The sequence below is a fragment of the Ureibacillus sp. FSL K6-8385 genome, from assembly GCF_038593155.1.
Classification (GTDB): Bacteria; Bacillota; Bacilli; order Bacillales_A; family Planococcaceae; genus Ureibacillus; species Ureibacillus terrenus.
This window is the reverse complement of sequence record NZ_CP151968.1, coordinates 654,634-679,082: the sequence shown is the minus strand read 5'-3', so window position 1 is coordinate 679,082 and position 24,449 is coordinate 654,634. Positions and strand designations below refer to the sequence as shown.

The following is a 24,449-nucleotide window of genomic DNA, read 5'->3' as shown; positions in this document are numbered from 1 at the left end:
CTTCATTTTATATTTAAATTACTTCAAAAAAATAGTGCTGACATAACACGCCAACACCACTAGTTATAAAAATTATTCTATGTCCTCAAATTTCACAACAACAATATCATCAAATACTTTAATGGAGTCTTTGGCAGGCCAAACGCCCATCTCTTTAAATTCCCTGCTTTGTTGGATTGCTTTTCTTTCTTCTTCAGTGGCAATATCCAATGAATAACCAAAGAAACTGTCAAACAATGCCGTATAATGATATGGTTCCGAAAGAAAAACTTCTCCTGTTGTCCCAATCATATGGGGAATACGGTTTGGAATAATTTCAGAAGTCAATTCTGAATGCATGGGAACTTTTCCGAACACTGTCATTTTTTTAATGTCTTCGTATTCATCCAATTGTTCAATTCGGTCAAGAATTCGATTAGTCAAATTCATTGTTTTTTCATGTCGCAATTCCATATTAAAATAACTAATATTCGCAATGATGGCGAAATTAAAAATCGCAACGCTCATCAACAATACCGTTGCCCAAGAGCTGACCTTTTCCACCCATAATGGCCGTTTTTCTTCTACAGCATCATACAGCAGCACAAGGAAAATATACACACTGCTTAAACTAAAAACCATTAACGTATGATAAAACGCAACCGGCGAAATAAAATAAACAATATAATAGCTAAACGGAAGACTCATTACCAGCACTATGAAAAGGATCATATGTAAAAGGTTTTTATATAAATGTTTTTTCACAATCACTGTAAAAACTGCCGCAATGAGGGTGATGAAAATGAAAACATTCAATATCGGCAGTAAACTTATATCATGATGATTGTAAAAACTATCGAAGAAAAAACTTAACAACTCTTCTTTTATCTGCACTAACCGTTTTGGAATATCATGTATTGTTACAGCTCCTACTTTATCCAGTCCCTGATAGCTCGTAATTTGTACATTTAAAAACTTTGTAAAAAAGTTAAATATGGCCAAATACAACACCATTCCAATCCCTACAGCCAAACCTGAACGAAGGATATGAAGCCCGATTCCTTTCGTTGAAAACGTGGAAAATAAAATCTCATGAATAATCCATAACGTGATAAAAACAAGTGCTACGGATAAATTTGCCTGATAAATCCCTACAGACAAACAAAGAAGAATGGCTCCAATCAGAAAGCCAAATTTATATTTTTTCGTCAACACTACGGCTAAAATGGCAAAAAAGATGCCCAGCATATAACCATCTGCTGTAAACATATAGGCAAATGTAGCAGACACGCTTGGAAAAACAACGATAATTCCTGAAATTAACACAATAGCTAGTTTTTTTCGTACATCAAACAAAATAATGATACAAACAGCAGCCAACCCCAAGAAAAGGATGGATAGCACCCCTATAACCCAAGGAAGATCAAAAAAAGAACTCATTCCACTAGCAGGGCCTAAAAAGAAGCGCCCGGATTTTACCTTCGCCTGCGTATTATATATATTGATAATGCCATCATGATTCGGCAAACGATGCAAAAAGACATAAGCATGGGCTAAAAAGCCAATCATCACTGCTGAGAAAAATGCGAGCACCCATTCAGGTTGTATTTTTTCTTTTAAACTTTTTAACACTTGTTCCGGCATAGTTTCCACCACTACTTTCTTTCCAATTCAATCCACTATATTATTCCTTAAAGGCAAAAAAACGCTGGCCTAAATAGTTGAGCACTGTAAAAAAGACCATCCCTACAATCATTGCCACATTCTCCTGCACTTTGACAGAAACATTCGATAAAAGGAGCAGAGCCAACTGCTTAGCAATTCCATATGCCAACAAATAACAAACCGCTATATTTAAAGCAAAGCGCAATGCCGACTTCCACGAATCTTTTTTATGCTGAAATGTAAAATATTTATTTAAAAAATAACTTAAAATGCTAGTCAAAATATAATTAGCCGATGAAGACAGCCAATAGGAAAATCCGGCGAGATTATACAAACCAAACATAATCATCGTTCCTACAATGGTATTCACGATTCCTACAATTATAAATTTCCAAAACTTCTCATCTACTACCGAGCCTATACGCTTCCACAAATTATTATTCATCCTTATCATTCGTTTTTTCAGAAACAATATATCTTGGTCTCCGTTTTACTTCCTCATAAATTTTGGCAATATAATAACCGATAATCCCTAAACTCATCATAAGCACACTGCCAATTCCCAATAAAAGAAGAATAACAGTTGTAAATCCTTCAAGGGAACGGCCGCTGAAAAAGTTGATGAGAGATTGCACACCTAAAACAATGGAAAAAATAAAAAATAACACACCGATGATGGTTATAATTTGCATAGGAGCAGTAGAAAAGGACGTATAATTTGTAATGGCGTATTTTATTAAGGAAAGATAAGACCATTTCGTCTTCCCTTCCGTTCGTTCCTGCACCTCATATTCCACTCCAATGCTTTTAAAGCCGAGCCAAAAGGTTAAAGCGCGAAAAAACACTTTTCGCTCAGGCAGCTGTAAATAAGCATCCACCACTTTCCGGTCTAAAAGCTTAAAATCCGAAGAAGCTGACATATCAAATCCTGTGACCCGATTGATTAACCGGTAAAAACTTTTGGCAAAAAATGTTTTAATTTTTCCTTCTTTGCCTCTGGATTTTTTAAATCCTTCTACTATGTCATAGCCATCTTTCCATAGCCTATACATTTCAATGATTGTTTCGGGAGGATGTTGCAAATCACAATCCATGACAATGCAGCAATCCCCTTTGGCATGAGTAAGACCAGCCAAAATGGCAGATTCTTTACCAAAATTTCTGGATAAGCTGATTCCTCTCACATTCTCAATTTCTTGACTTGCACGCTGGATTTCTTTCCAAGTATTATCCTCAGAACCGTCATTGACAAAGAGAATTTCTGCAGAAATCTTTTCCTTATTCAGCAGTTCTGAAATCGTATATGCCGCCTTTAATATCATTTTTTCTTCATTATAAGCAGGTATGACAATTGACAAGATTGGCATCATTTTCACTCTCTCGTAATCTTTGTAACCAAGAAGGACTAAATACATTCATTGCCATCCTTTATTAAAATTACACACACATTAATGGATCATTAAATACTGTATCAAGGACACTGCAACCCAATTATTACATGATTCCTTTTGTGGTGTTTTTTGTACCCGTATGCAAAGGCTGTTGCAATATTGGCAAATTCGATGTTTTGAATTAAATTCAAGTCATTATGCGGATCGATTCCATGTTTTTTCAATACAAATTCACCGACCATCTGCGGCATTCCGCCCTTGCGTTGGCCAAGGAATGTAGTACCTTTCAACATTTCCCAAGAAAACTCGTCAATTTTTTCCCGGGCAACTAAGAAAGTTCCATCTGTTTGTGTTAATTGAGCAAAGTTTTTAATTGGATCATTGGCTCCTTGGGCCGTTACATAAATGGAAGTTTCTGCTCCTACAAGGGCTATATCGATGCCGCCTGAAAGAAGGGCAGTCATTGTTTTATCTCCGCCTGGAATAGTAGAAAGTTCAATTTCAAGTCCTTCTTCTTCAAAAAATCTTCTCTTATTTAGGCTGGACATGGTCTTTTCCATGTCCAGTTTGCCATTTTCTTTAAGTTCATGGCAGCGAAAGTAAGCGTCGCCTGCATGGACAATTTTTCCAGTCCTCGTAGAGTTGTCCATCGCATGCCATGCTTCTCTTTTCCATCGGCAAAGACCCGTTCAATCGTTTCTTTGCGCTTATCATATATATTTCTATTGATCTCTGTATGTCTTAAGTGGTCGACTTCTTCCACATAGTGCTCCCAAATGTGGCGATGAATAAATTTAGTGTGATCTTTACTTTGGGTACACTTTTCTAAAAATGGGCACGTTTTACATATTTCCGGTTTCGAAGCGTACTGTCGATATCCTTCTCTTGTTGTTGTTCGGTATTCAAGAGTTTGGTTGTTTGGGCAGATATAACAATCATAATGCTCATCGTATACATATTCATACTTTTTAAAGAAACCGTCCTTTGTTCTAGGCCTTGTATATGGCATGACTGGACGAATCTCTTTATCCAATAGACTTTTCGCATTCGCTGGGGTTTTGTATCCGGCATCTACGGCTACTGCAGTTGGTTTGCCTACTTTTTCGATGACTTGTTCGAGTAATTGACCAAACACCTGACTATCATGAATATTCGCTCCCGTTACCTTGGTAGCTAAGACAAAGCCTTTTGCATCACAGGCGGTATGAAAAGAATAGGCAAACATCTTTACTATCAGGATCGGTTGTACTGACCTTTATTTCCTTGGTTTCTTCATTCTCTTTCGGGGGAAAGGGCTTTTTTCCATGGTTTTCACGGTCTTGGTTAATCTCTAACTCTAATTGCGCTTGATAGCTTTTTGTTTCTGCCCGGACAATTTTCTTATCGAACTTCTTTTTATTGGCGCTCGCTTTGACATGTGTTGAATCAATAAAGGCAACAGATGCATCCACTAATCCTTTATTCATCGCTTCTTTTAAAATACGATAAAAAATCTGTTCAAATAAATCAGTACCTTGAAAACGACGAACATAATTCTTGCCGAACGTTGAAAAATGAGGAATTTTCTCTGTGAAACCATATCCTAAGAACCATCGATACGCCACGTTGGTTTCAATTTCTTTGATCGTTTGACGCATGGATCGAATACCAAATAAATACTGCACAAAGACCATTTTAATGAGCACAACAGGATCAATACTAGGCCTTCCGTTATCTAGGCAATAGGTATCTTTGACAAGATCGTAAATAAAATCAAAGTCTATGGCTTGTTCAATCTTCCTTACCAAATGATCTTCTGGAACCAATTGATCAAGAGCCACCATTTCCAATTGATTTCGATTATTGTCAGTACGCTTCGATAACATCCTAAATTTCCCCCGTTAACCAAGAATTCTATCCCTATTATACAAAAAAAGCCTGTAGATTTGGCCACTAGTTTGGGACTTTGTCTACAAGCTGACATCATTTTCTCCAAAGAGAAAATGATGTTTTTTGATCTGTTATTAAAACTCTTTCAGCTGCCCCGATCATTTTTGGTTTATGTCCCAGCCTCAAATCTATGTTTCTATTTTCAGTTGAAAATGATGATGGCAATCACAAAGCTGTTTTTCTTTTCTTACGAAGCTTCTTTTTCTTCTTTTTTCTCTCTCCATAAACGGATTTTATAGAGAATCAGTACAAGGGTAGCCACTATTAAACCTTCTATCATTGGCAAGAATAAGGCAAAAAAGGTTAATAGAATACAGCCCAAAAATAGGAAAATATAAATAATTATATTTTTCCCCACGCTGAGTTTTTTAGCAAACCCCAGCTTGTACACGATGGCGGAAAGGATAAAAACAAGGAAAAAGATAATATATCCTGCCACTTGGTTATTCGGTGCATTTTCGTATACATAACGAGTAACTGCTGACATGCGGTTAAACACACGATCTGTGTCACTGATTGGTGCAGATGCCAAAATCAAACTAAACAGCTTCAAGTCGAACAACACCTTTCACATTCCCATGAAGAGAATTATTCTTGCTCGGCGTATTTTTGTTTTTTCGCCAATTTTTCTCTTTCACTTTTATTTAAAATTTGTTTTCTTAAACGGATGGATTGTGGTGTTACTTCCAAATATTCGTCATCATTCAAAAATTCCAATGCTTCTTCCAGTGTCAAAAGGCGCGGTTTTTTGATGACCGCTGTCTGATCTTTCGTTGCGGAACGGATATTCGTTTTTTGTTTTTGTTTTGTGATGTTGACGGCAAGGTCGTTCTCCCGGCTATTTTCCCCGACAATCATTCCTTCGTAAATATCCGTGCCCGGCTCTACAAATAGTGTACCACGATCTTCTATCTGCATCATACCATAAGTTGTCGCTTTTCCAGTTTCCATCGATACAAGAGCCCCGTTATGGCGGCCACCGACACGGCCAGGAACAACCGGTTGATAGCTGTCAAAGGAGTGGTTGATGATTCCGTACCCTTTGGTGATGGACATAAATTCCGTTGTATACCCGATCAATCCGCGGGATGGCACCATGAAAATGAGGCGGGTTTGTCCATTGCCGTTATTGATCATATCCACCATTTCGCCTTTGCGATTGCCCAATGATTCAATCACGGCACCCACATATTCTTCAGGAACATCCACTTGTACCCGTTCCACCGGTTCGCATTTGACTCCATCGATTTCTTTGATGATCACTTTCGGTTTTGAAACTTGCAATTCATATCCTTCGCGGCGCATATTTTCAATCAAGATGGATAAATGAAGCTCTCCTCTGCCGGAAACAATCCATGCATCCGGTGAATCGGTATCTTCCACCCGCAATGAAACATCCGTTTCCAATTGCTGTTTTAAACGTTCTTCCAGTTTGCGGGCAGTCACAAATTTCCCTTCGCGCCCCGCAAACGGAGAATCGTTCACAAGGAACGTCATCTGCAATGTAGGTTCATCAATGCGCAATGGAGGCAATGCTTCCTGATGATTGATATCACACACCGTTTCTCCCACATTGATATCATCCATACCGGAAACGGCAACGATATCGCCCGCGCTTGCTGATTGAATTTCTTCCCGTTTCAGGCCGGAGTAGCCCAACAATTTTGTTACCCGGTATTGTTTCACAGAGCCGTCCAATTTCATAAGTGCCACAGATTGTCCTACATGAATCGTTCCCCGGAAAATGCGTCCAATACCAATCCGGCCCACATACTCATTGTAATCAAGCATTGTTACCTGGAATTGCAACGGTTCATCCGAATTGTCCACTGGCGCAGGGATATGATCAATGATCGTATCAAATAGACATTGCATATTGTTTTCCTGTTTTGCCGGATCCGGATCAAGACTTGCCGTACCATTGACCGCTGAGGCATAAACCACAGGAAACTCCAATTGTTCTTCATCAGCGCCCAATTCGATGAATAGATCCAATACTTCATCGACCACTTCCAAAGGGCGGGCTGAATCTTTGTCGATTTTATTCACTACCACAATCGGCGTCAGTTTTTGTTCCAGCGCTTTTTTCAGAACGAAGCGCGTTTGGGGCATGCATCCTTCAAAGGCGTCGACAACGAGCAGCACTCCATCGACCATTTTCATGATCCGCTCTACTTCGCCTCCGAAATCGGCATGTCCAGGAGTATCCAAAATATTTATTTTTGTCCCTTTATAGTGAACGGCAGTATTTTTTGCTAAAATGGTAATACCGCGTTCACGCTCTATATCATTGGAATCCATTACCCGTTCTTCCACATGTTCATTTACGCGAAAAGTCCCGGACTGTTTTAATAATTGATCCACCAAGGTTGTTTTGCCATGGTCGACATGTGCAATAATGGCGATATTGCGAATATCTTCACGCAAGTTTTTCATACTTCCACTCCAATTTCTTTGTTCATAAGGTCAACTGTGTTATTATATCACAAGAACCTTAAAATTGTCCTTTTTTGAAAAATACATTTTACTATCCGGAACCGAAAAGGGGGGCATCAAATGAATATCGCGAAATTGGTTATGGCACTATTTTCCATCGCAGCGCTGCTATCCATGATTGCAATCGGCTATGCGATTGCCATCAAAAGCATTATTTCCATCATTGCCAGCATCATTGCGCTAGTGGCTGTCTTTGGAATCGGATTCAACATGAAAAAGAAATTCCGTGAAAAAGGGCTGCTATAACGGAAAGTGCTCGCCACTTGATGGCCGAGCACTTTTTTTTGCTTTTCAACCGCTTACCGGTTATTTGGAATGCTGTTTCTCCTCTTTCAATTCAATGTATTGATCCAGCAGCACTTGATGAATGGAAGGATTCGCAATCAGGAATGTATCTTGGGTTAATAGATTGACAGGTTCCCCTTTCAGATTCGAAACAGCCGCACCAACCTCCTGGGCGATTACCGTGCCGCCTCCGATATCCCATGGAGCCAATCTCATTGATAAATAGGCATCGAGTTTTCCGGTCACCACCAGGGCAATCTCCATCGCGGCCGAACCATAAGAACGGGTTCCCCGCACCGTCTTAATAAGCTTCGTAATTTTTTCATGATTGATTTTTCCGTTCGGAATCACCCAGCTTGAATTGATCCCAATGATCGCTTCCTCAATTGTCATAGGCTGCAATTTGCCAAGAGGCTGCTTTCCAAGAAATGCTCCTTCGCCGCGGATGGCGTATATGAGTTCATCCCTCATGACATCATATAAATATCCCAGTTTGCCGGCCCCATCTATAAAGAACCCGATCGAAATCATAAAATTGCGACCTTGTTTAATGAAGTTCATGGTGCCGTCGATCGGATCGATGATCCAAAGAGGGCCATCCAATGACCGGATTTTATCCCCCATCCCTTCTTCCCCTAAAATTTTATGGGACGGGTCCAAATTCTTTATTTTGTCCACAAAAAATTGTTCTATATTCCGATCGATATTCGTAACCAGATCATTGGCACTTGCTTTCGTTTCTATAATCAATTCCTTTGAAAAAGAATCGCGGATCTGTTCTCCGGCATCAAGAATTGTTTTTATTGCAAAATCATGTATTTTTTGTAAATTCATTTTTATAAAACCTACCTTCTATCAGAACAATCAAATCTTTCTATTCTATAATATTATTCCAAAATTCAGAATTTTCATAGTTAAAATATAGGAAGCTGCATTCCCATCCATAATAATTATTGTAACATGAATTTTATAAAAGGGCTCCCAGCCCCTTTAAATTGCAAAATATTTTTGAATCCTTAATTTTTTTCATTTCCTTGTTATTATTATATACTTTTTAAAAAGATTGCAAGAAAAAGGGGAGATTCAATAAGGATTTAAAAAAATTTCAAAAAAAAATCACTTGCTCAATAAGGAAAGCAAGTGATTCTAACGGAAGGGAATTTGTTTACGCATAAGCGTGCAAACCATTTAATTCATCCTGGATTTCTTTCAAACGTTTTTTGCATCTTTCCATTTCTTTTGTATCATTTTCTTGCATTGCGGAATATAAAGAAGCCAATTCATAATCCAACTCTAATCGTAAAGCGCGCTCATATTGCTTTTCAATATCTACTTTGCGGATAATTTTAATCATTTGTTTCATGCCCATCACTTTCCTTTCTTCTGATTTTTTGTCTCAAGGTGAAGTGCTGTTTGTTACAAAATTTTTCCCAAAAACCAAGAAAAATAAACATGTGATTGAAAAAGGAGGAAACAATTCATGGTTGATGTCAAGTGGACAAATGCCGATTTTGATGTTTTTACCATTGACGGTTTAGAACGCCGAATGGATGCATTAAAATCCATCGTCCGTCCAAAATTTCAAGCGCTTGGCGAATATTTTGCCGGATATTTCAGTGCCAAAACCGGCGAGGAATTTTTTGCCCATATTGCCAAACATGCAAGAAGGACAGTCAATCCGCCAAATGATTCCTGGGTGGCATTTGCTCCGTATAAACGGGGATACAAATCGCTTCCTCATTTTCAAATTGGGCTTACAAATCAACATTTATTCATGGTTGCTGCAATTATTTATGAAGCTCCACAAAAATCTTCCATGGCGGAACGTTTGCTGGGATCATTGGATTCTTTTCGCAAGTTGCCTGGGGATTTCATTATTTCGGGCGATCATACTTCTCCTGATGCCATTCCTTTGGGGGATGCATTGGACCATCAATTGGAAAAGCTGCTGATTCGTCTGAGGGATGTCAAAAAAGGAGAATTTCTGGTTGGACGTCATATTCCACGTGAACAATGCATAAATCTAACTTCGGAAGAGTTTTTAAAATTGGCTGAAAATACGTTCGATGCTCTTCTGCCTATTTACGACATCATGATTGGAAGAAATTGAGAATTTTATTGGAATTTCTTTGTTTTCATTCCTTTATTTTAATCCATTGGGAAATCGTTTATTTCCTGCTATATGTTGTATAATTAATATGCTCAAAGCGGCGGTAAACATTACAGTTTTCCTTTGTTTTTTTTCCTCGGGACGACTTCTATTCAACTTTCCGCCATCATAAAATTTCCTTTTGGAACAGAAAAAGGAGCATGATGATATGCTCCTTTTTTTTTTCGCCTTTATTCCGTTTTAAAAGAAATCCAATCACCGTCTTTCAATTCCCTCGCCTGTTTCACTACCGGATAGCTGGCATATCCGCTGACCTCTTCAAACTCGCGGAACAGCGTCTTTTCTTCCGCTTTCGAAGGAACGATTTTTTTGAAACGCCGATACTTTTCAATTATCTCTTCCCTCTTGATTCCTTTTTCGTAGGCCTGTTCAATCCCTTCAAAAAATTTTACGACCGTAATAATTTCCTCCGCCGTCCAATCCGGAGAAATAGGATATGCATATTGCATTGTCTGAACCTCACTTTGTATAGTTTTTCTTATCTTCCCCACTTTGAGCGTATTTCTTCCGCCTGCCGGATCATCCGGTCAAACAATTCTTTCACCGTCGGGACATCTTTGATGAGTCCGGCAACTTGGCCTGCCCAGCCAAAGCCGTTTTGAATATCCCCATCATAAATGAAACGTTTATTTGCCTCTCCGCTAATATATTCTTTCAACGCTTCGTATGTTGGGTTTTCCTTTTCAATCTGCAAAATCTTTTCGGTATACTCGGTTTTCAATGCCCGGGCAGGAGTGCCAAGGGAACGCTTAATGACCGTTGTATCCGTTTCGGAACTCTTTAAGAGGGCCTCAATATATGCAGGGGATGCATGGACGCACTCTTTCGTTGCGATGAATCTGGTACCCATTTCAATTCCTTCCGCCCCCAAAGCCAGAGCAGCCATCAGGCCCCGTCCATCTCCAATTCCTCCTGAAGCGATGACCGGAATGGACACGCTGTCCACGACTTGCGGAACGAGCACCATTGTCCCGACATCATCCCGTCCCAAATGGCCGCCGCCTTCCTGCCCTACAACCATCACCGCATCGGCGCCAAGTTCTTCGGCTTTTTGGGCTTGTCTGCGCGCCGCCACTAATACTAACTTTTTCACATCCACTCCTTCAAGCAATTTGAACATCGGCGCCGGATTGCCTCCGGTCATGGAAATGACCGGCACTTTTTCTTCAATCGCCACTTCCACCATCGGCTCATATCCTTTGCCATAATTGCCGAAAGCAAAATTCACTCCAAAAGGTTTATCGGTCTTTTCTCTTGTTTTCCGGATTTCTTCCCTTAATTGTTCGGGGGATTCCAAAGTGAGCGCTGTAATTTGCCCGAGTCCCCCGGCATTTGATACGGCTGCCGCCAAATCCGAATAGGCCAAGTAGGCGAGTCCTCCCTGGATGATTGGATATTGTATTCCCAACAATTTCGTGATTCTTGTCTCCCAATTCATCATGCCCATCTCCTTTTTATCATATTGATAAAATAGTTCTTCAATAAAACCTGAATTTCCTTTAAATTTATATAGCAAGTACAGCCCATAGATGCTATAATTTTTTTGTTTTATAAAAATGATAACAAAAGCGAGGTGGTACCTGCGTTGTCACAGTTAGAGACTCCTCTGTTCGACGCATTGCTCAAACATCGAAACAGACATCCGATCCAATTCCATATCCCTGGACACAAAAAAGGGCAAGGAATGGACCCTGCTTTCAGAGAATTCGTTGGAGACAACGTTTTATCAATCGATTTGATCAACATTGCCCCACTAGATGACCTGCATTCGCCAAAGGGCGCGATCAAAGCGGCGCAAGAACTCGCCGCGCAAGCCTTTGGTGCTGACCATACATTTTTTTCTGTACAAGGAACTAGTGGTGCTATTATGGCGATGATCATGTCTGTCGTCGGTCCAGGAGATAAAATTTTGGTACCACGCAATGTCCATAAATCCACTATGTCAGCCATCATCCTTTCCGGGGCGATTCCGATTTTCATTTATCCGGAAGTGGATGAAGAATATGGAATCACTCACGGAATTAGTGCCGAATCGGTCGAAAAGGCGATCAACACATACCCAGATGCGAAAGCTTTGCTTGTGATCAATCCGACATATTATGGATTTGCTGCCGACTTGAAGCGCATTGTCGATATTGCGCATTCAGCTAATATACCGGTCATCGTTGATGAAGCCCACGGAATCCACTTGAAGTTTCATGATGCACTTCCCATCTCGGCAATGGAAGCTGGGGCAGATATGGCTGCAACAAGCGTACATAAGCTGGGGGGATCATTGACGCAAAGCTCCGTTTTAAACGTCCGGGAAGGGCTTGTAAGCGTCAATCGGGTGCAATCTGTATTATCGATGTTGACAACGACATCAACCTCATATCCGCTGCTTGCATCCCTAGATTGCGCCAGAAGACAATTGGCCGTCCATGGCCATGAATTGATCGACAACACAATTCGGCTTGCAAAGGAAGCCAGAAAACGGATCAAGAAAATTCCGCATTTGAAGGTGGCGGGAAGAGAGAGGCTCCATTCATCCGCAACCTACGACATGGACCCTACCAAGCTATTGATCAGCGTAAAAGATTTGGGCATTACGGGCCATCAGGCGGAGGAATGGCTGCGGCAAAACGCCAACATCGAAGTCGAGCTTTCGGACCTTTACAACATCCTTTGCATCATCACGTTCGGAGATACAAAAAAAGAAGTGAATTTGCTTGTGAATGCGTTGCAGCGCATGTCCCAAGCCTTTGATTCGGAAGCATGCATAAAGGAAACGGAAGTAAATGTTCCGGATATACCCGCTCTTGCCATGACGCCAAGGGATGCCTTTTATTCCAGCACGGAAGTGATTCCTTTTAAAGATTCAGCGGGTTATATTTGTGCGGAATTTATCATGGTCTATCCGCCCGGCATTCCGATTTTCATTCCTGGAGAAGTCATTACGGAAGAAAATATCAGGTACATTCAAATGAACATTGAAGCGGGGCTTCCGGTGCAGGGACCTGAAGATGCGAGCCTGAATACGATCCGGGTCATAAAAGAAAGAAAGCCGATTTATTAGTTTAATATATCCATGCAAGAAACCGGGAACAACCGGCAATAAAGGGGAATCCGGACCTGATCGGATTCCCTTTTTTCATTGAATCAATGAAAAGCGTGGTAATTTTCAATGGACTTCCCCCTTGGGCAAAAAAGCTACCTCGTCGAAAGGCTGCTTTTTGAAGATGGTTTAGGTCTCAATGAATGAACCCTATTGAAACGGCCGTTTTCTGGTTGAACGGCGTTTCCGCACCTAATCGGCACAGATTCTTACATCAATAGATATACGAATAATGGGCAGAAAATCGCACCGGCTACCGCACTGAGCCCCATTGACAGGGAACCGATCGACAAATCAAGTTCGCCATAATCGACCAGCTTTGCCGTACCGACCCCGTGGCTGGCGCTCCCCATCGCAATTCCCCGGCTGATCGGGGACTCAATTTTTCCAAGGGTGAAGACCACCGAACCAAGAAGGGCACCTGTAAATCCTGCAATCAATACCAATACGGCGGTCAGCGGCGGAATCCCGCCAATGGTTTCGCTTACATGCATTGCTACAGGTGTGGTAATCGATTTAGGCAATGCGGTCAATATGTATTCTTTGTCGATTTTAAATACGACCAACAGCGAATATACGCTCAATAGCCCGCTTACCATCGCGATGACTATCCCTGATAGAATCGTATATTTATATTTCACCACTTTATCCCATTGATTGTACAATGGGTAAGCCAGCGCCACAACAGCGGGTCCGAGCAAATGCTGAAGGTACCGCCCCCCCTTCATGTAGGTGTCAAAAGGAATATTCAACAGCAACAGACCGCTGATGATGATGATGCTTGAAGTCAAAATCGGCATGAGCAACGGAGAGGGATATCGGGTATATAATTTTCTCATCAACAAGAATATAATAACCGTACTAATGATGGATACACTTGCCTGCATGCTCCGCTTCCCCCTTTTCCTTCTTTTCTTTCATCTCCAATTCTTTTTTCTCGATCCACTGGGAAATTATGCCCGTCGTTAGCAGCACAAACAGCGTACTGATAATCACCGATGCCAAAAGCAAAGTTCCGGATACGGAAATCAGCTGTGGATAATCAATAATTCCGATAATCGGAGGGATAAAAAATAAAGTCATAAAGGCGATTAAGAAATTGGCGCCCTCTTTTATATAATCCACCTTGATCCATTTGAAATGCAAACAAATAAACAAAAGCACCATTCCGATGATGCTTGCAGGCAATGGAAGGTGGGTGATGTCCACAATCAATACCCCTGCGTAGTAAAAAATATACAAAAGCAAAACCTGAGCGACAATCCGGATCACTTTCATACATGAACGGAAAAAGTTCATCTTTTTCCAAAACTCACCTCCCGTATCCGTTATTTTATACTTGTGACAAACTGTTGTCTATCTTTTGTTTTCGAAAAATCGGAAGAATTCGAATTTTGAAGATGGATTTGAAGTTTTCATAGATAAATAAAAAAGAATTCGCCGCTGTGGCGAATTCTTTTTTTGAATCAGTCCTCTTCAATTTCAACACGATTCTTTTTCAACATTTTGGATAATACTTCGTAGACGATCGGCACCACAATCAGTGTCAGCATGGTTGAACTGAACAGACCGCCGATGACGCAAATGCCCAAGTCTCTTGAAATCATGCTTGTTCCTTCAGCGCCTATCGCAAGCGGAATTAATGCTCCGATTGTTGCGATGGCTGTCATCAAAATCGGACGCAAGCGAGTGGCACCTGCTTCCAGTATTGCCTCACGCATCGGCATGCCGGTACGTTCCATGTTGATAATCCGGTCCACCAATACAACGGCATTCGTTACAACAATACCGATCAACATGAGCATTCCCATCATCACCGATACGGAAATCGTTTCTCCCGTAATCCAAAGGCCGACCAACGAACCGATTACGGTAAACGGCAATGAGAAAAGGATGACAAATGGAGCCAAACCTTCACCAAATGTCACGACAAGGATGAAGTAAACGATACCTACTGCGACGATCATCGCAAACCCTAATTGTGTAAAGGCTTCTTTCATATCGGCTGTAACGCCTTCTTCCCCGAGTTCAACCCCTTTTGGAAGCTCAAGCTTTTGAATTTTTTCATCAACTTCCGATGAGGCTTTTGTTACGTCTTTACTTGTTACCGTACCGGATACGGTCGCGTACAATTGTCCCTTGCTGCGGGATATTGTATTGGAAACCGTGCCTTTTTCCACTTCGACGATATCTTTTAGTTGCACAGGGGCGCCTGTAGCGGACGGCACAGGTTGATTCAATAATTCATCAAAGGATGGAGCCAGGTTGACATTCCGTTTCACAACAACATCAATTTCGGTTCCGTCTTTTTTGAGAGTTGTCAACACTTCATCCTGCTTATTAGGATTCAGCATCATCGCCAGTTGGCCTGCTGTCAAGCCATACTGCAACAGTGTTTGTTGGTTCACTTTTAATGTGAATTCATCATAGCGCTCTGATAGTGTCGTATCTACATCTTTTAAATTTCCGGACTCTTTCATGATGCTTTCGATGTCGGAAACAACTTTTTCGATTTTATCCAAGTCTTCGCCATAAACGGTATAGCTTAATTCGTTGTTGGCCAACGACATATTGAAGTTTTGGTTAACCCATTTACCGGATTGATTTAAACCTTCAATATATTTGACGATTTCATCCTGTACTTCATCGAAGTTTTCGGTTTCATCGTCAAAAATGACATACATCAGTGCTCCGTCAGTTCCCATCATGCCCATCATGGCCATCATGGCTCCGCCGCTGCCTCCGATGGATACTTGAACGATTTCCACATCATCGCGGGCCAGCAATTTATCTTCAACGACTTTTACATTTTCCAATGTTTTTTCCCGTGTCTCACCAGGCTCAGGCGTATAAGTGAGATACATGACTTTTTCCTGATCAGTGGATAGGAAACTGAACCCGATGACCGGAATCAAGAATAAACTTCCTACCAGCAGGGCAATTGCAACCAGCGATGCAATGGCTTTATGATCCAATGACCAGCGCAATACTCGTTTATACCAGGATGCCAAGGTACTTGGTTTGGAATGTTTGATTTTTCCGCCTTTCCTGTCGCCGTACAATTGTTTCTTAAATAGCGTATGGGAAAGGGACGGAACGACGGTAATAGCCACCAGCAAAGATGCCAGCAGGGCGAATGCCATTGTCAAAGCGAATGGCGTAAATAGTTCGCCTACCATGCCACCCACTAATACAAGAGGCGCAAAAACGGCAATCGTTACAAGCGTGGAGGCCAAAATCGGCTTAAACATTTCGATCGTTGCCGAACGGATTAACGCGCGGCCCTTCAATTTTTCGTCTTTCAGGTGCAGTCGTCTGTAGATATTTTCCACGACGACAATCGAGTCGTCAATCACCCGTCCAATAGCGACGGTCATCGCGCCAAGGGTCATAATATTCAACGTAATATCCATTTGGTGCAGAATCGTAAATGCGATCATCAGCGATAATGGAATAGATATCACGGAGATGATCGTCGATTTAATATCCCTTAAGAACAACAAGATGATGATAATCGCAAATCCGGCACCGTATAATGCCTTTCCTAGCATCGTCGAAATGGATTCTTCGATCGGTTCCCCCTGGTCTAGGGTTACATCGATATGCAATCCGTCATATTTTTCTTCCAGTTCTTTGATGATATCTTTCGCTTCATTGACCACTTCAACCGTATTGGCTTCCTGTCCCTTTACAATCTGGATGCCGATGGCTTCTTTTCCGTTCGTGCGGGAAACGGATTCAACTTCTCCCACCAATTCCACTTTCGCAATATCGCCCAATGTCACAAAAGGCATCGGATGTTGGGCGGTAGGCGTAACCGGAATCATCAAATTTTTCAGCTCATCAACGGTTGTAAATTTTCCGTCCACCACAACGGATTGCTCTTTGTCTTCAAACGGATATAGACCGAGCGGAGCTTTCAAGTCGCTCGCTTGGATCATTTGTTTCACATCATCTTCCGTTATGCCCAATGAAGCCATTTTTCCTTCGTCATATTCGATTTCGACTTTATTCACATGCTGGCCGGATATCGAAACGGAAGAAACGCCATCAATGCCTTCCAGCTTAGGCACAATGACCTCTTCGACAGTGGAAGTCAATTCGGCGATATCTTCTTTGTCGCTTGAAACGCTCAACGCCAATATCGGGAAGGTGTTTACGGTAAATCTGGCAATTGTCGGTTTTTCCGCCGTATCCGGGAATGTCATGCCATCAATAACGGAACGCAGCTCCCGCTCCGCGTCGATCATGTCCGTTCCATATTCATATTCGACCTGTACGCTGGACATGTTCGCATAGGATGTTGAATAAACGCCCACGACTTTCTTTAAGTTTTGCACAGCCTTTTCCAAAGGAATTGAAATATCATTCATGGCCTGTTCAGGTGTCGCACCCGGATAGACGGTCATGACACTGATATACGGTATGGAAATGTCGGGAATGGTCTCTTTGTTCATCCGGGAAGTGGAGTAAATCCCAGTGGCCATTAGAATGATGGCCAACAACCAAACAGCCAGCTTATTTTTGATGACGAAATTCACTAATCCATTCAATTCGAACCCACCTTTTTTGACTAATCGGTCACATTTTATTATAATAATTGACCAAAAGGTCACTGTCAATGAACCAGGAATATTTCTTTCATGTCCGGAGGAGATTTTGTGTCAAAGAAAAACATAATCATGGAAAAAGCGATTGAACTTTTTTCGAAAAAAGGCGTTGAATCGACGTCCATTCAAGATATCACGGAAGCATGCGGGATTTCGAAAGGCGCCTTTTATCTCAGTTTTAAATCAAAAGATGATTTATTGGTGGAAATAACCGATTATTTCATAAAAAAATTTATTGCTGTCCAAAACAAAATTTTGGATGACAACATTCCAGTCGATGAAAAATTGCCAAAGTTTTTTTATTTTAATTTCAAACTTTTGGAAGAGCATTATTCCTTCATTTCCATGTGTATGCGCGAAAATTTCCAGCCGATGAACAATGAAGTCATTAAAAAAATAAAAGAATTTAACGCCATTCAGCATGAAGCGTTGTTATCCATCATCCATCAAACCTATGGAAACAGGGGCGAACAATTAAAATATGATTTACTATTAGTTGTTCGTGGTTTATTGGTCAGTTATACCGAATTTATTACGACGCATCCCCAAAAATATAATTTGGAGCGTCTTGCCGATTGCCTTGCCGAAAAAGTGAACATAATCGCCGAACATAGCAAACTGCATTTTGTTACCGAACAGCTGTGGAATTCAATAAGTTATGCCCATATTGAAGAAATGGTATCAAAAGAGTATATTTTATCTTTACTTGAACAATTGGACGGCCAATATAAAGAAATGCCGTTAATTGAGGAATCGATTGCTCTATTGATGGAAGAAATGAAAAAAGAAAGACCGAGACTGGCCATCCTGAACGGTCTTGTTTCCAACCTGGAAAACCTTGAAGACTTTTCATTGGTTGTTTTTCTCCTTAAACAATACGTTTTGAATCTTCAAACGGTTTCATAAATACAAAAAAAGGAGCAATCGCGCAGATTGCTCCTTTTTGTCCAATTTATTTATTTTGCGATGATATGGATCGGATTTCCTAAAAGGACTTCCGCAGTTTCCATTACGATTTCGCCTAATGTTGGATGCGGATGGATTGTTAGAGCGATATCTTCGGCAGTCATACCGCCTTCGATCGCCAAGCAGATTTCCGAAATCATGTCGGATGCACCCGCTCCAACGATTTGTCCACCGATGATAAGGCCGTCTTCTTTGCGCGCCACAAGTTTCACGAAGCCTTCCGGTTGATTTAGCGCCAATGCCCGGCCGTTTGCCGCAAACGGGAACTTCGCCACTTTCACATCGATTCCTTCGGCTTTCGCCTGTTCCTCTGTATATCCGACAGAAGCCATTTCCGGATCTGTGAAGCATACAGCCGGAATCGCCAAGTAGTCCACAACGGATTTATGTCCTGCAATCGCTTCAGCAGCCACTTTTCCTTCATAGGAAGCTTTGTGGGCAAGTTGCGGACCAGGAACGATGTCGCCAATCGCATAAATGTTTGGAATGTTAGTGCGGCATTGTTTGTCCACTTTGATAAGTCCTCTTTCAGCGAACTCGATGCCGATTTGTTCAAGACCAAGTTCATCTGTGTTCGGTCTGCGTCCAACTGTTACAAGCACATAATCCGCTTCAACTTTCTTTTCTTCGCCGTTTACTTCGTAAGTGACAATGACCCCGTTTTCAGTTTCTTCCACGCCTTTGGCAAGAGCGTTCACTTCGATTGTCACGCCTTTTTTCTTGAGGCCTTTTTTCACGATTTGCGTCATTTGTTTTTCAAATCCGGCCAAGATATCGCTTGCGCCTTCCAAGATGACAACTTCCGTACCGAATGTTGCGTAGGCAGTGCCCAATTCCGTACCGATGTATCCGCCGCCGATGACAACCAATTTTTTAGGCAATTCTTTTAAATTCAATGCGCCAGTGGAGTTCAATACGCGGTCAGAATATTTGAACGCCGGAATTTCCACAGGACGGGAACCAGTCGCAAGAATGGCGTTTTTAAATTTGTATGTTTGGGCCTGATCGCCATTCACGACGCGGACCGTATTGGCGTCAACGAAATATGCTTCCCCTTTGACAACGTCGATTTTATTTCCTTTTAATAGTCCGGCTACCCCGCCTGTCAATTTTTTCACAACACTGTCTTTGAACGCTTGCACTTTTGAAAAATCAAGTTTTACATCAGAAGCGATGACACCCATATCTTCTGAATGTTTCGCCTGTTCATAGCGATGTGCGACGGAAATTAACGCTTTGGAAGGGATACATCCGACGTTCAGGCATACGCCGCCCACTTCATTTTTTTCCACAACCGTTACTTTTTGCCCGGTTTGCGCCGCGCGAATTGCCGCAACATACCCGCCCGGACCTGCTCCAACTACAAGTGTGTCGATTTCGATTGGAAAATCTCCTACTACCATCTGTTACGCCTCCATTAATAAAAGTTCTGGATCACTGATTAGTCGTTTTAAATAATTTAATGCATTTTGAGCCAATGCCCCATCGATCAAACGATGATCAAAGCTCAATGATAATGCTAACATAGGTGCTGCTATAATTTCACCTTCTTTTATTATAGGCTTTTCTGAAATTCTTCCAAGTCCTAAAATTGCTATTTCTGGATGATTAATCACCGGAGTAAACCATTGGCCTCCCGCAGACCCTATATTAGTAATGGACATCGATCCGCCTTTCATTTCATTTGGAGCCAATTTTCCTTCCCGGGCTTTTGTTGCAAGTTCGTTTATTTCTTTCGCAAGCGCAAAAATGGATTTTTTATCGGCATGTTTGATTACCGGAACAAGGAGTCCCCTTTCAGTATCTGCAGCAATTCCTACATTATAGTAATGTTTTTGAATAATTTCTTGCGTCTCGTCATCAAAAGAACGGTTGAATTCCGGAAATTCCCTCAACATCGCCACCAGCGCTTTTACGACGTAAGGCAAATACGTCAACTTGATTCCTTTTTCCGCCGCAATGTCCTTGAACTTTTTGCGGTGCGCAACAAGTTTGGTTACATCCACTTCGTCCATCAATGTTACATGAGGAGCTGTATGTTTGGAATGAACCATCGCTTTTGCAATCGCTTTGCGGATTCCAGAAATTTTCTCTCTTGTTTCAGGGAATTCCCCTTCCAATACCGGAACTTGTGGCGCTGCCGCCACTTCTTGCTTCTCAGCGGAAACTTCCGAAACCTCCTGGGCTTTCTGTTTGCCTTCGATATAACGAATAATATCTTCTTTTAAAATGCGTCCATTTTTGCCGCTGCCTTCAACCAGCCGGATGTCGACGCCGTGTTCCCGCGCAAACTTGCGGACAGAAGGCATTGCTTTGACCCGGGTGGCCACCTCTTCTTTCGCCGATTGAGGAACCACTTCTTTCGCTGTCCGAACCGCTTTCTCTTTGACAACGTCCACCTTTCCGTCTTCGGCCGCCCGTTGGACTTGCGCTTCCGTTTTTTTCGTTTCCTCTTCCACGTGCGCGTCGCCTTTGAACTGCATGTTTTCATAACCAGGGGCATCGAACCGGATGAGCACATCCCCGACGACCGCGACATTTCCTTCTTCAACCAAAATCTCTTCTACTTTCCCGTTGACAGGGGAAGGGATTTCCACAACCGCTTTATCATTTTGTATTTCACATAAGATATCGTCCTCTTTTACCTCATCTCCCGGTTTTACGAACCATTTCACGATTTCGCCTTCGTGGATCCCTTCGCCGATATCCGGCATACGAAATTCAAACGCCATTATGTTCACCCTTTCACCGATTAGAATGTTAAAACTTTTTTCGCTGTTTCGATAATGTCTTTGTAATTCGGCAACCAAACATTTTCAGCTTGCGGGAACGGATAAACCGTATCCGGCGCCGCTACCCGGAGCACAGGAGCTTCCAGGCTTAACACGGCTCTTTCCATAATTTCCGCCACGACATTTGCCGCAATTCCAGCCTGTTTTTGAGCTTCCTGGACGACGATTGCCCGATTCGTTTTTTCGACAGAAGCTATGATCGTTTCTATATCAAGCGGCTGCACTGTGCGGAGATCCACCACTTCCACCGAGTATCCTTCTTTCTCCAATTCTTCTGCCGCTCTTAGACTTTCATGCACCATGAGCCCATACGCAAAAATCGATAAATCTTTACCTTCCCGTTTTACATCCGCTTTCCCGATCGGAATTGTATATTCACCCTCCGGCACTTCCTGACGGAAAGATCGATAGAGTTTTAGATGCTCCAAAAAGATGACCGGATCATTGTCGCGGATTGCTGAAATCAATAATCCTTTTGCATCGTAAGGAGTCGAAGGAATGACCACTTTCAATCCAGGTTGTTGGGCCATCAAACCTTCCAAACTATCAGAGTGCATTTCAGGAGTATGCACTCCGCCTCCAAATGGAGAACGGATTGTAATCGGCATATTGAACGTACCGCCTGTGCGATAACGGTAACGGGCCATTTGGCCGCTGATGGAATCCATCACTTCATAGACGAACCCGAAGAATTGTATTTCCGGCACCGGACGAAATCCTTGCAAAGCCAGTCCAATCGCAAGACCTCCGATTCCGGATTCGGCAAGCGGAGTATCGAATACCCGGTCGACGCCAAATTCCTTTTGCAATCCTTCCGTTGCCCGGAACACCCCGCCGTTGACGCCGACGTCTTCCCCGAACACCAATACATTTTCATCATTTTTCAATTCTATTCTTAACGCATCTGTTATCGCCTGTATCATCGTCATTTGTGCCATAGGTTATTTCAGCTCCTTCGCTTTATAAATTTCATATTGCTCCTGCAAATTGAAAGGCAGCTCCTCATGCATGATGGAAATCAAATCCGTCACTTTTTGTTTTGGAACTTCATCCGCCTTCTTAATGGCTTCTTTTATATCGCTTTTCGCTCTTTCAATGACTTCCGTCTCTTTTTCTTCAGACCAGAGCCCTTTGCCTTCCAGATATTTGCGGAAACGCACAATCGGGTCTTTCTTTGCCCATTCATTGTCAATATCTTCGGTACGATAACGCGTCGGATCGTCCCCGGACATTGTATGAGGACCGAATCGGTAGCACACGGTTTCGATCAATGTCGGCCCTTCGCCGACCACCGCGCGCTCCCGGGCATTTTTTGTCGCCACATAAACCGCCAACGGATCCATTCCATCGACTTGCACACACGGGATGCCCGCCGCCAAACCTTTTTGCGCAAGAGTTTTGGCGGCCGTTTGAATTTCACGCGGTGTGGAGATTGCATATTGGTTATTTTGAATGAAGAAAATGGCTGGTACCTTAAAGGCTCCCGCAAAGTTGATCCCTTCATAGAAATCGCCCTGGGATGAACCGCCGTCTCCTGTATATGTCACAGCGACATTTTTTCCTCCCCGTTTCTTGATGCCCAATGCAACCCCTGCCGTTTGAATGTATTGGGCGCCGATAATGATTTGAGGAGGTACGATATTTAATCCTTCCGGAATCTGGTTCCCTACAAAATGACCGCGGCTGAATAAGAATGCTTTCCATAACGGCAATCCATGCCAAATGATTTGAGGAATATCTCTGTAGCCCGGCAAAATCCAATCGTCTTTTTCCAATGCAAAGTGGGAAGCTAATTGAGAAGCTTCCTGCCCCGCAGTCGGGGCATAAAACCCGAGGCGCCCCTGCCGGTTAAGGGAGATGCAGCGCTGGTCCAAAATTCTTGTATAAACCATGCGGGACATCAGTTCCACCAAATCTTCATCCGATAATTTCGGATCATATTCTTCGTTGACGATTTCCCCGTCTTCGTTCAATATCTGAAACATTTCAAATTTGCTTTCTACTTCTTCCAACACGCCTTTTGGATCAAAAACTTTCCCGCTCATAAAACAACTCTCCTTTATCTGTATTAATTTAAACGTTCTCAAAACTGATACAACCTATGGTTAATTACAGTATATACCACTGTCACAAATCGGTCAATTATTGTTTTTTCTTTAAAAATCAAAATTATTCTGACTCACTCAGGAAGAAACAATACAAAACCTGTTATAACACAAAAACTAATTGTATTATAACAGTTAATATTTTAATCAAAATGTTCATATTATGTTCGCAAAATAATTTCCATATCCGAATACATTATCCCCTATAGATGACGCATAATATTCAATGATACTTTTAGTTAGAAAAAGAAAATGACATGTGATATTTTTATATTGGAAAACTTTAATTGATAGAGAAGTTGAAAGGGAGTAAAAAATGATTTTAATGAAAGACATTGTCCGGGAAGGACATCCTGCTTTGAGAACACGGGCAGAAGAAATGAAATTCCCGCTAACGGATGAAGAACGTAAACTTGCAGAAGACATGCTGCAGTTTTTAAAAAATAGCCAAGATCCGGAAATTGCAGAAAAATACGGATTGCGCTCTGGAATCGGACTGGCGGCAAACCAGGTAAATTGCCTGAAAAGAATGTTTGCCATGCATTTGGAAGATGAAAATGGCGAACTGTTAAGCTTTGTCGCCATCAACCCGAAAATCGTCAGCCATTCCGCCGAAAAAACCTACTTGCCTCAAGGGGAAGGCTGCTTATCAGTAGACCGGAACGTGCCAGGCTATGTGCCGCGCTACGCAAGAATCACTGTAAAATTTTATACAGTTGACGGCGAAGAGAGAAAAATGCGCCTAAAAGGTCTGCCGGCCATCTGTTTCCAACACGAACTGGACCATTTAAATGGCGTCATGTTTTACGACCATATCAATAAAGAAGATCCTTTCGCCCCTATTCCGAATGCTTTTCCTTTGGAAACGGAAAAGCAAGAATAAAAACCCCGATGGCACTTGCTTAAAAATGCAGTGCCACCGGGGTTTTAATTTTTAATAGGATAAGAGAATCGGAACCGGAGAAAA

The 24,449-nt window shown here is 42.0% G+C and carries 21 protein-coding genes and 2 pseudogenes; 5 read left to right on the top strand and 18 right to left on the bottom strand.

The genetic code is table 11. From position 1 onward, the window contains the following. Window positions 1-72 precede the first annotated feature (72 nt). From NST62_RS03215 to typA, 7 genes and pseudogenes are all read right to left on the bottom strand, one after another. Window positions 73-1,623, bottom strand: a complete 1,551-nt coding sequence (locus tag NST62_RS03215) for a glucosyltransferase domain-containing protein (RefSeq protein WP_141601440.1) — start codon at window positions 1,621-1,623, stop codon at window positions 73-75. 40 nt (window positions 1,624-1,663) lie between these two features. After that, window positions 1,664-2,077 (bottom strand): GtrA family protein, encoded by a 414-nt coding sequence (locus tag NST62_RS03210; RefSeq protein ID WP_328216548.1) that lies wholly within the window; start codon window positions 2,075-2,077, stop codon window positions 1,664-1,666. Between the two features lie 4 nt (window positions 2,078-2,081). After that, window positions 2,082-3,059 (bottom strand): glycosyltransferase family 2 protein, encoded by a 978-nt coding sequence (locus NST62_RS03205; RefSeq protein WP_342463143.1) that lies wholly within the window; start codon window positions 3,057-3,059, stop codon window positions 2,082-2,084. 116 nt (window positions 3,060-3,175) lie between these two features. After that, window positions 3,176-3,565, bottom strand: a pseudogene (locus NST62_RS03200) (ABC transporter substrate-binding protein); the annotation flags it as partial. A gap of 5 nt (window positions 3,566-3,570) precedes the next feature. Next, window positions 3,571-4,900: pseudogene (locus NST62_RS03195) on the bottom strand (IS1182 family transposase). A gap of 251 nt (window positions 4,901-5,151) precedes the next feature. After that, on the bottom strand, window positions 5,152-5,451 hold the full coding sequence (locus NST62_RS03190; RefSeq protein WP_141603008.1) for a YlaH-like family protein: 300 nt from the start codon (window positions 5,449-5,451) through the stop codon (window positions 5,152-5,154). A gap of 101 nt (window positions 5,452-5,552) precedes the next feature. Continuing rightward, a complete protein-coding gene (gene typA, locus NST62_RS03185) occupies window positions 5,553-7,400 on the bottom strand; it encodes a translational GTPase TypA (protein ID WP_141603006.1) in 1,848 nt (615 codons plus the stop codon). A gap of 120 nt (window positions 7,401-7,520) precedes the next feature. Between typA and NST62_RS03180 the strand changes: the two genes are divergently transcribed. Then, a complete protein-coding gene (locus NST62_RS03180) occupies window positions 7,521-7,706 on the top strand; it encodes a DUF5325 family protein (RefSeq protein WP_141603005.1) in 186 nt (61 codons plus the stop codon). Window positions 7,707-7,766: 60 nt separating this feature from the next. On the opposite strand, the gene NST62_RS03175 is transcribed toward NST62_RS03180, so the two are convergent. Both NST62_RS03175 and NST62_RS03170 read right to left on the bottom strand, forming a co-directional pair. Beyond that, window positions 7,767-8,579 (bottom strand): inositol monophosphatase family protein, encoded by an 813-nt coding sequence (locus tag NST62_RS03175; RefSeq protein WP_141603004.1) that lies wholly within the window; start codon window positions 8,577-8,579, stop codon window positions 7,767-7,769. A 331-nt stretch (window positions 8,580-8,910) separates the two neighbouring features. Continuing rightward, the gene (locus tag NST62_RS03170) at window positions 8,911-9,108 is read right to left on the bottom strand and encodes a hypothetical protein (RefSeq protein WP_141603003.1); all 198 of its coding nucleotides are present in this window, start codon (window positions 9,106-9,108) and stop codon (window positions 8,911-8,913) included. A gap of 117 nt (window positions 9,109-9,225) precedes the next feature. On the opposite strand from NST62_RS03170, the gene NST62_RS03165 reads away from it, so the two are divergent. Next, on the top strand, window positions 9,226-9,855 hold the full coding sequence (locus NST62_RS03165) for a DUF1054 domain-containing protein (RefSeq protein WP_328216597.1): 630 nt from the start codon (window positions 9,226-9,228) through the stop codon (window positions 9,853-9,855). A gap of 230 nt (window positions 9,856-10,085) precedes the next feature. On the opposite strand, the gene NST62_RS03160 is transcribed toward NST62_RS03165, so the two are convergent. Together NST62_RS03160 and NST62_RS03155 are read right to left on the bottom strand one after the other, a co-directional pair. Next, window positions 10,086-10,364: a UPF0223 family protein gene (locus NST62_RS03160; protein WP_141603001.1), complete on the bottom strand. Its 279-nt coding sequence runs from the start codon at window positions 10,362-10,364 to the stop codon at window positions 10,086-10,088. Window positions 10,365-10,393: 29 nt separating this feature from the next. Then, a complete protein-coding gene (locus NST62_RS03155) occupies window positions 10,394-11,353 on the bottom strand; it encodes a nitronate monooxygenase family protein (protein WP_141603000.1) in 960 nt (319 codons plus the stop codon). Between the two features lie 147 nt (window positions 11,354-11,500). Here NST62_RS03155 and NST62_RS03150 point away from each other — a divergent pair, with 147 nt between their 5' ends. Beyond that, the gene (locus NST62_RS03150) at window positions 11,501-12,970 is read left to right on the top strand and encodes an aminotransferase class I/II-fold pyridoxal phosphate-dependent enzyme (protein ID WP_141602999.1); all 1,470 of its coding nucleotides are present in this window, start codon (window positions 11,501-11,503) and stop codon (window positions 12,968-12,970) included. 248 nt (window positions 12,971-13,218) lie between these two features. On the opposite strand, the gene NST62_RS03145 is transcribed toward NST62_RS03150, so the two are convergent. From NST62_RS03145 to NST62_RS03135, 3 genes are all read right to left on the bottom strand, one after another. Next, the gene (locus tag NST62_RS03145) at window positions 13,219-13,896 is read right to left on the bottom strand and encodes an LrgB family protein (RefSeq protein ID WP_141602998.1); all 678 of its coding nucleotides are present in this window, start codon (window positions 13,894-13,896) and stop codon (window positions 13,219-13,221) included. Continuing rightward, window positions 13,871-14,308, bottom strand: coding sequence for a CidA/LrgA family protein (locus NST62_RS03140; protein ID WP_246045887.1), 438 nt, complete (start codon window positions 14,306-14,308; stop codon window positions 13,871-13,873). Before NST62_RS03140 ends, NST62_RS03145 begins: the two co-directional genes overlap by 26 nt. A gap of 167 nt (window positions 14,309-14,475) precedes the next feature. Beyond that, on the bottom strand, window positions 14,476-17,562 hold the full coding sequence (locus tag NST62_RS03135; protein ID WP_141602997.1) for an efflux RND transporter permease subunit: 3,087 nt from the start codon (window positions 17,560-17,562) through the stop codon (window positions 14,476-14,478). Between the two features lie 108 nt (window positions 17,563-17,670). On the opposite strand from NST62_RS03135, the gene NST62_RS03130 reads away from it, so the two are divergent. Further along, the gene (locus tag NST62_RS03130) at window positions 17,671-18,525 is read left to right on the top strand and encodes a TetR/AcrR family transcriptional regulator (RefSeq protein ID WP_342463142.1); all 855 of its coding nucleotides are present in this window, start codon (window positions 17,671-17,673) and stop codon (window positions 18,523-18,525) included. Window positions 18,526-18,575: 50 nt separating this feature from the next. Here NST62_RS03130 and lpdA read toward each other — a convergent pair whose 3' ends face one another. From lpdA to pdhA, 4 genes are read right to left on the bottom strand one after another with little or no spacing between them, the layout of a single operon-like run. After that, on the bottom strand, window positions 18,576-19,988 hold the full coding sequence (lpdA, locus tag NST62_RS03125; protein ID WP_328216608.1) for a dihydrolipoyl dehydrogenase: 1,413 nt from the start codon (window positions 19,986-19,988) through the stop codon (window positions 18,576-18,578). A gap of 3 nt (window positions 19,989-19,991) precedes the next feature. Further along, the gene (locus tag NST62_RS03120) at window positions 19,992-21,317 is read right to left on the bottom strand and encodes a dihydrolipoamide acetyltransferase family protein (RefSeq protein ID WP_342463141.1); all 1,326 of its coding nucleotides are present in this window, start codon (window positions 21,315-21,317) and stop codon (window positions 19,992-19,994) included. Window positions 21,318-21,337: 20 nt separating this feature from the next. Beyond that, complete coding sequence (locus NST62_RS03115; protein WP_141602993.1) at window positions 21,338-22,315, bottom strand: alpha-ketoacid dehydrogenase subunit beta; 978 nt, start codon at window positions 22,313-22,315, stop codon at window positions 21,338-21,340. Window positions 22,316-22,318: 3 nt separating this feature from the next. Then, window positions 22,319-23,422 carry a pyruvate dehydrogenase (acetyl-transferring) E1 component subunit alpha gene (pdhA, locus tag NST62_RS03110; protein WP_141602992.1) on the bottom strand — a complete coding sequence of 368 codons (1,104 nt, stop codon included), beginning with the start codon at window positions 23,420-23,422 and terminating at the stop codon, window positions 22,319-22,321. Window positions 23,423-23,798: 376 nt separating this feature from the next. Here pdhA and def point away from each other — a divergent pair, with 376 nt between their 5' ends. Continuing rightward, window positions 23,799-24,365 carry a peptide deformylase gene (gene def / locus NST62_RS03105; RefSeq protein WP_141602991.1) on the top strand — a complete coding sequence of 189 codons (567 nt, stop codon included), beginning with the start codon at window positions 23,799-23,801 and terminating at the stop codon, window positions 24,363-24,365. Window positions 24,366-24,449 lie beyond the last annotated feature (84 nt).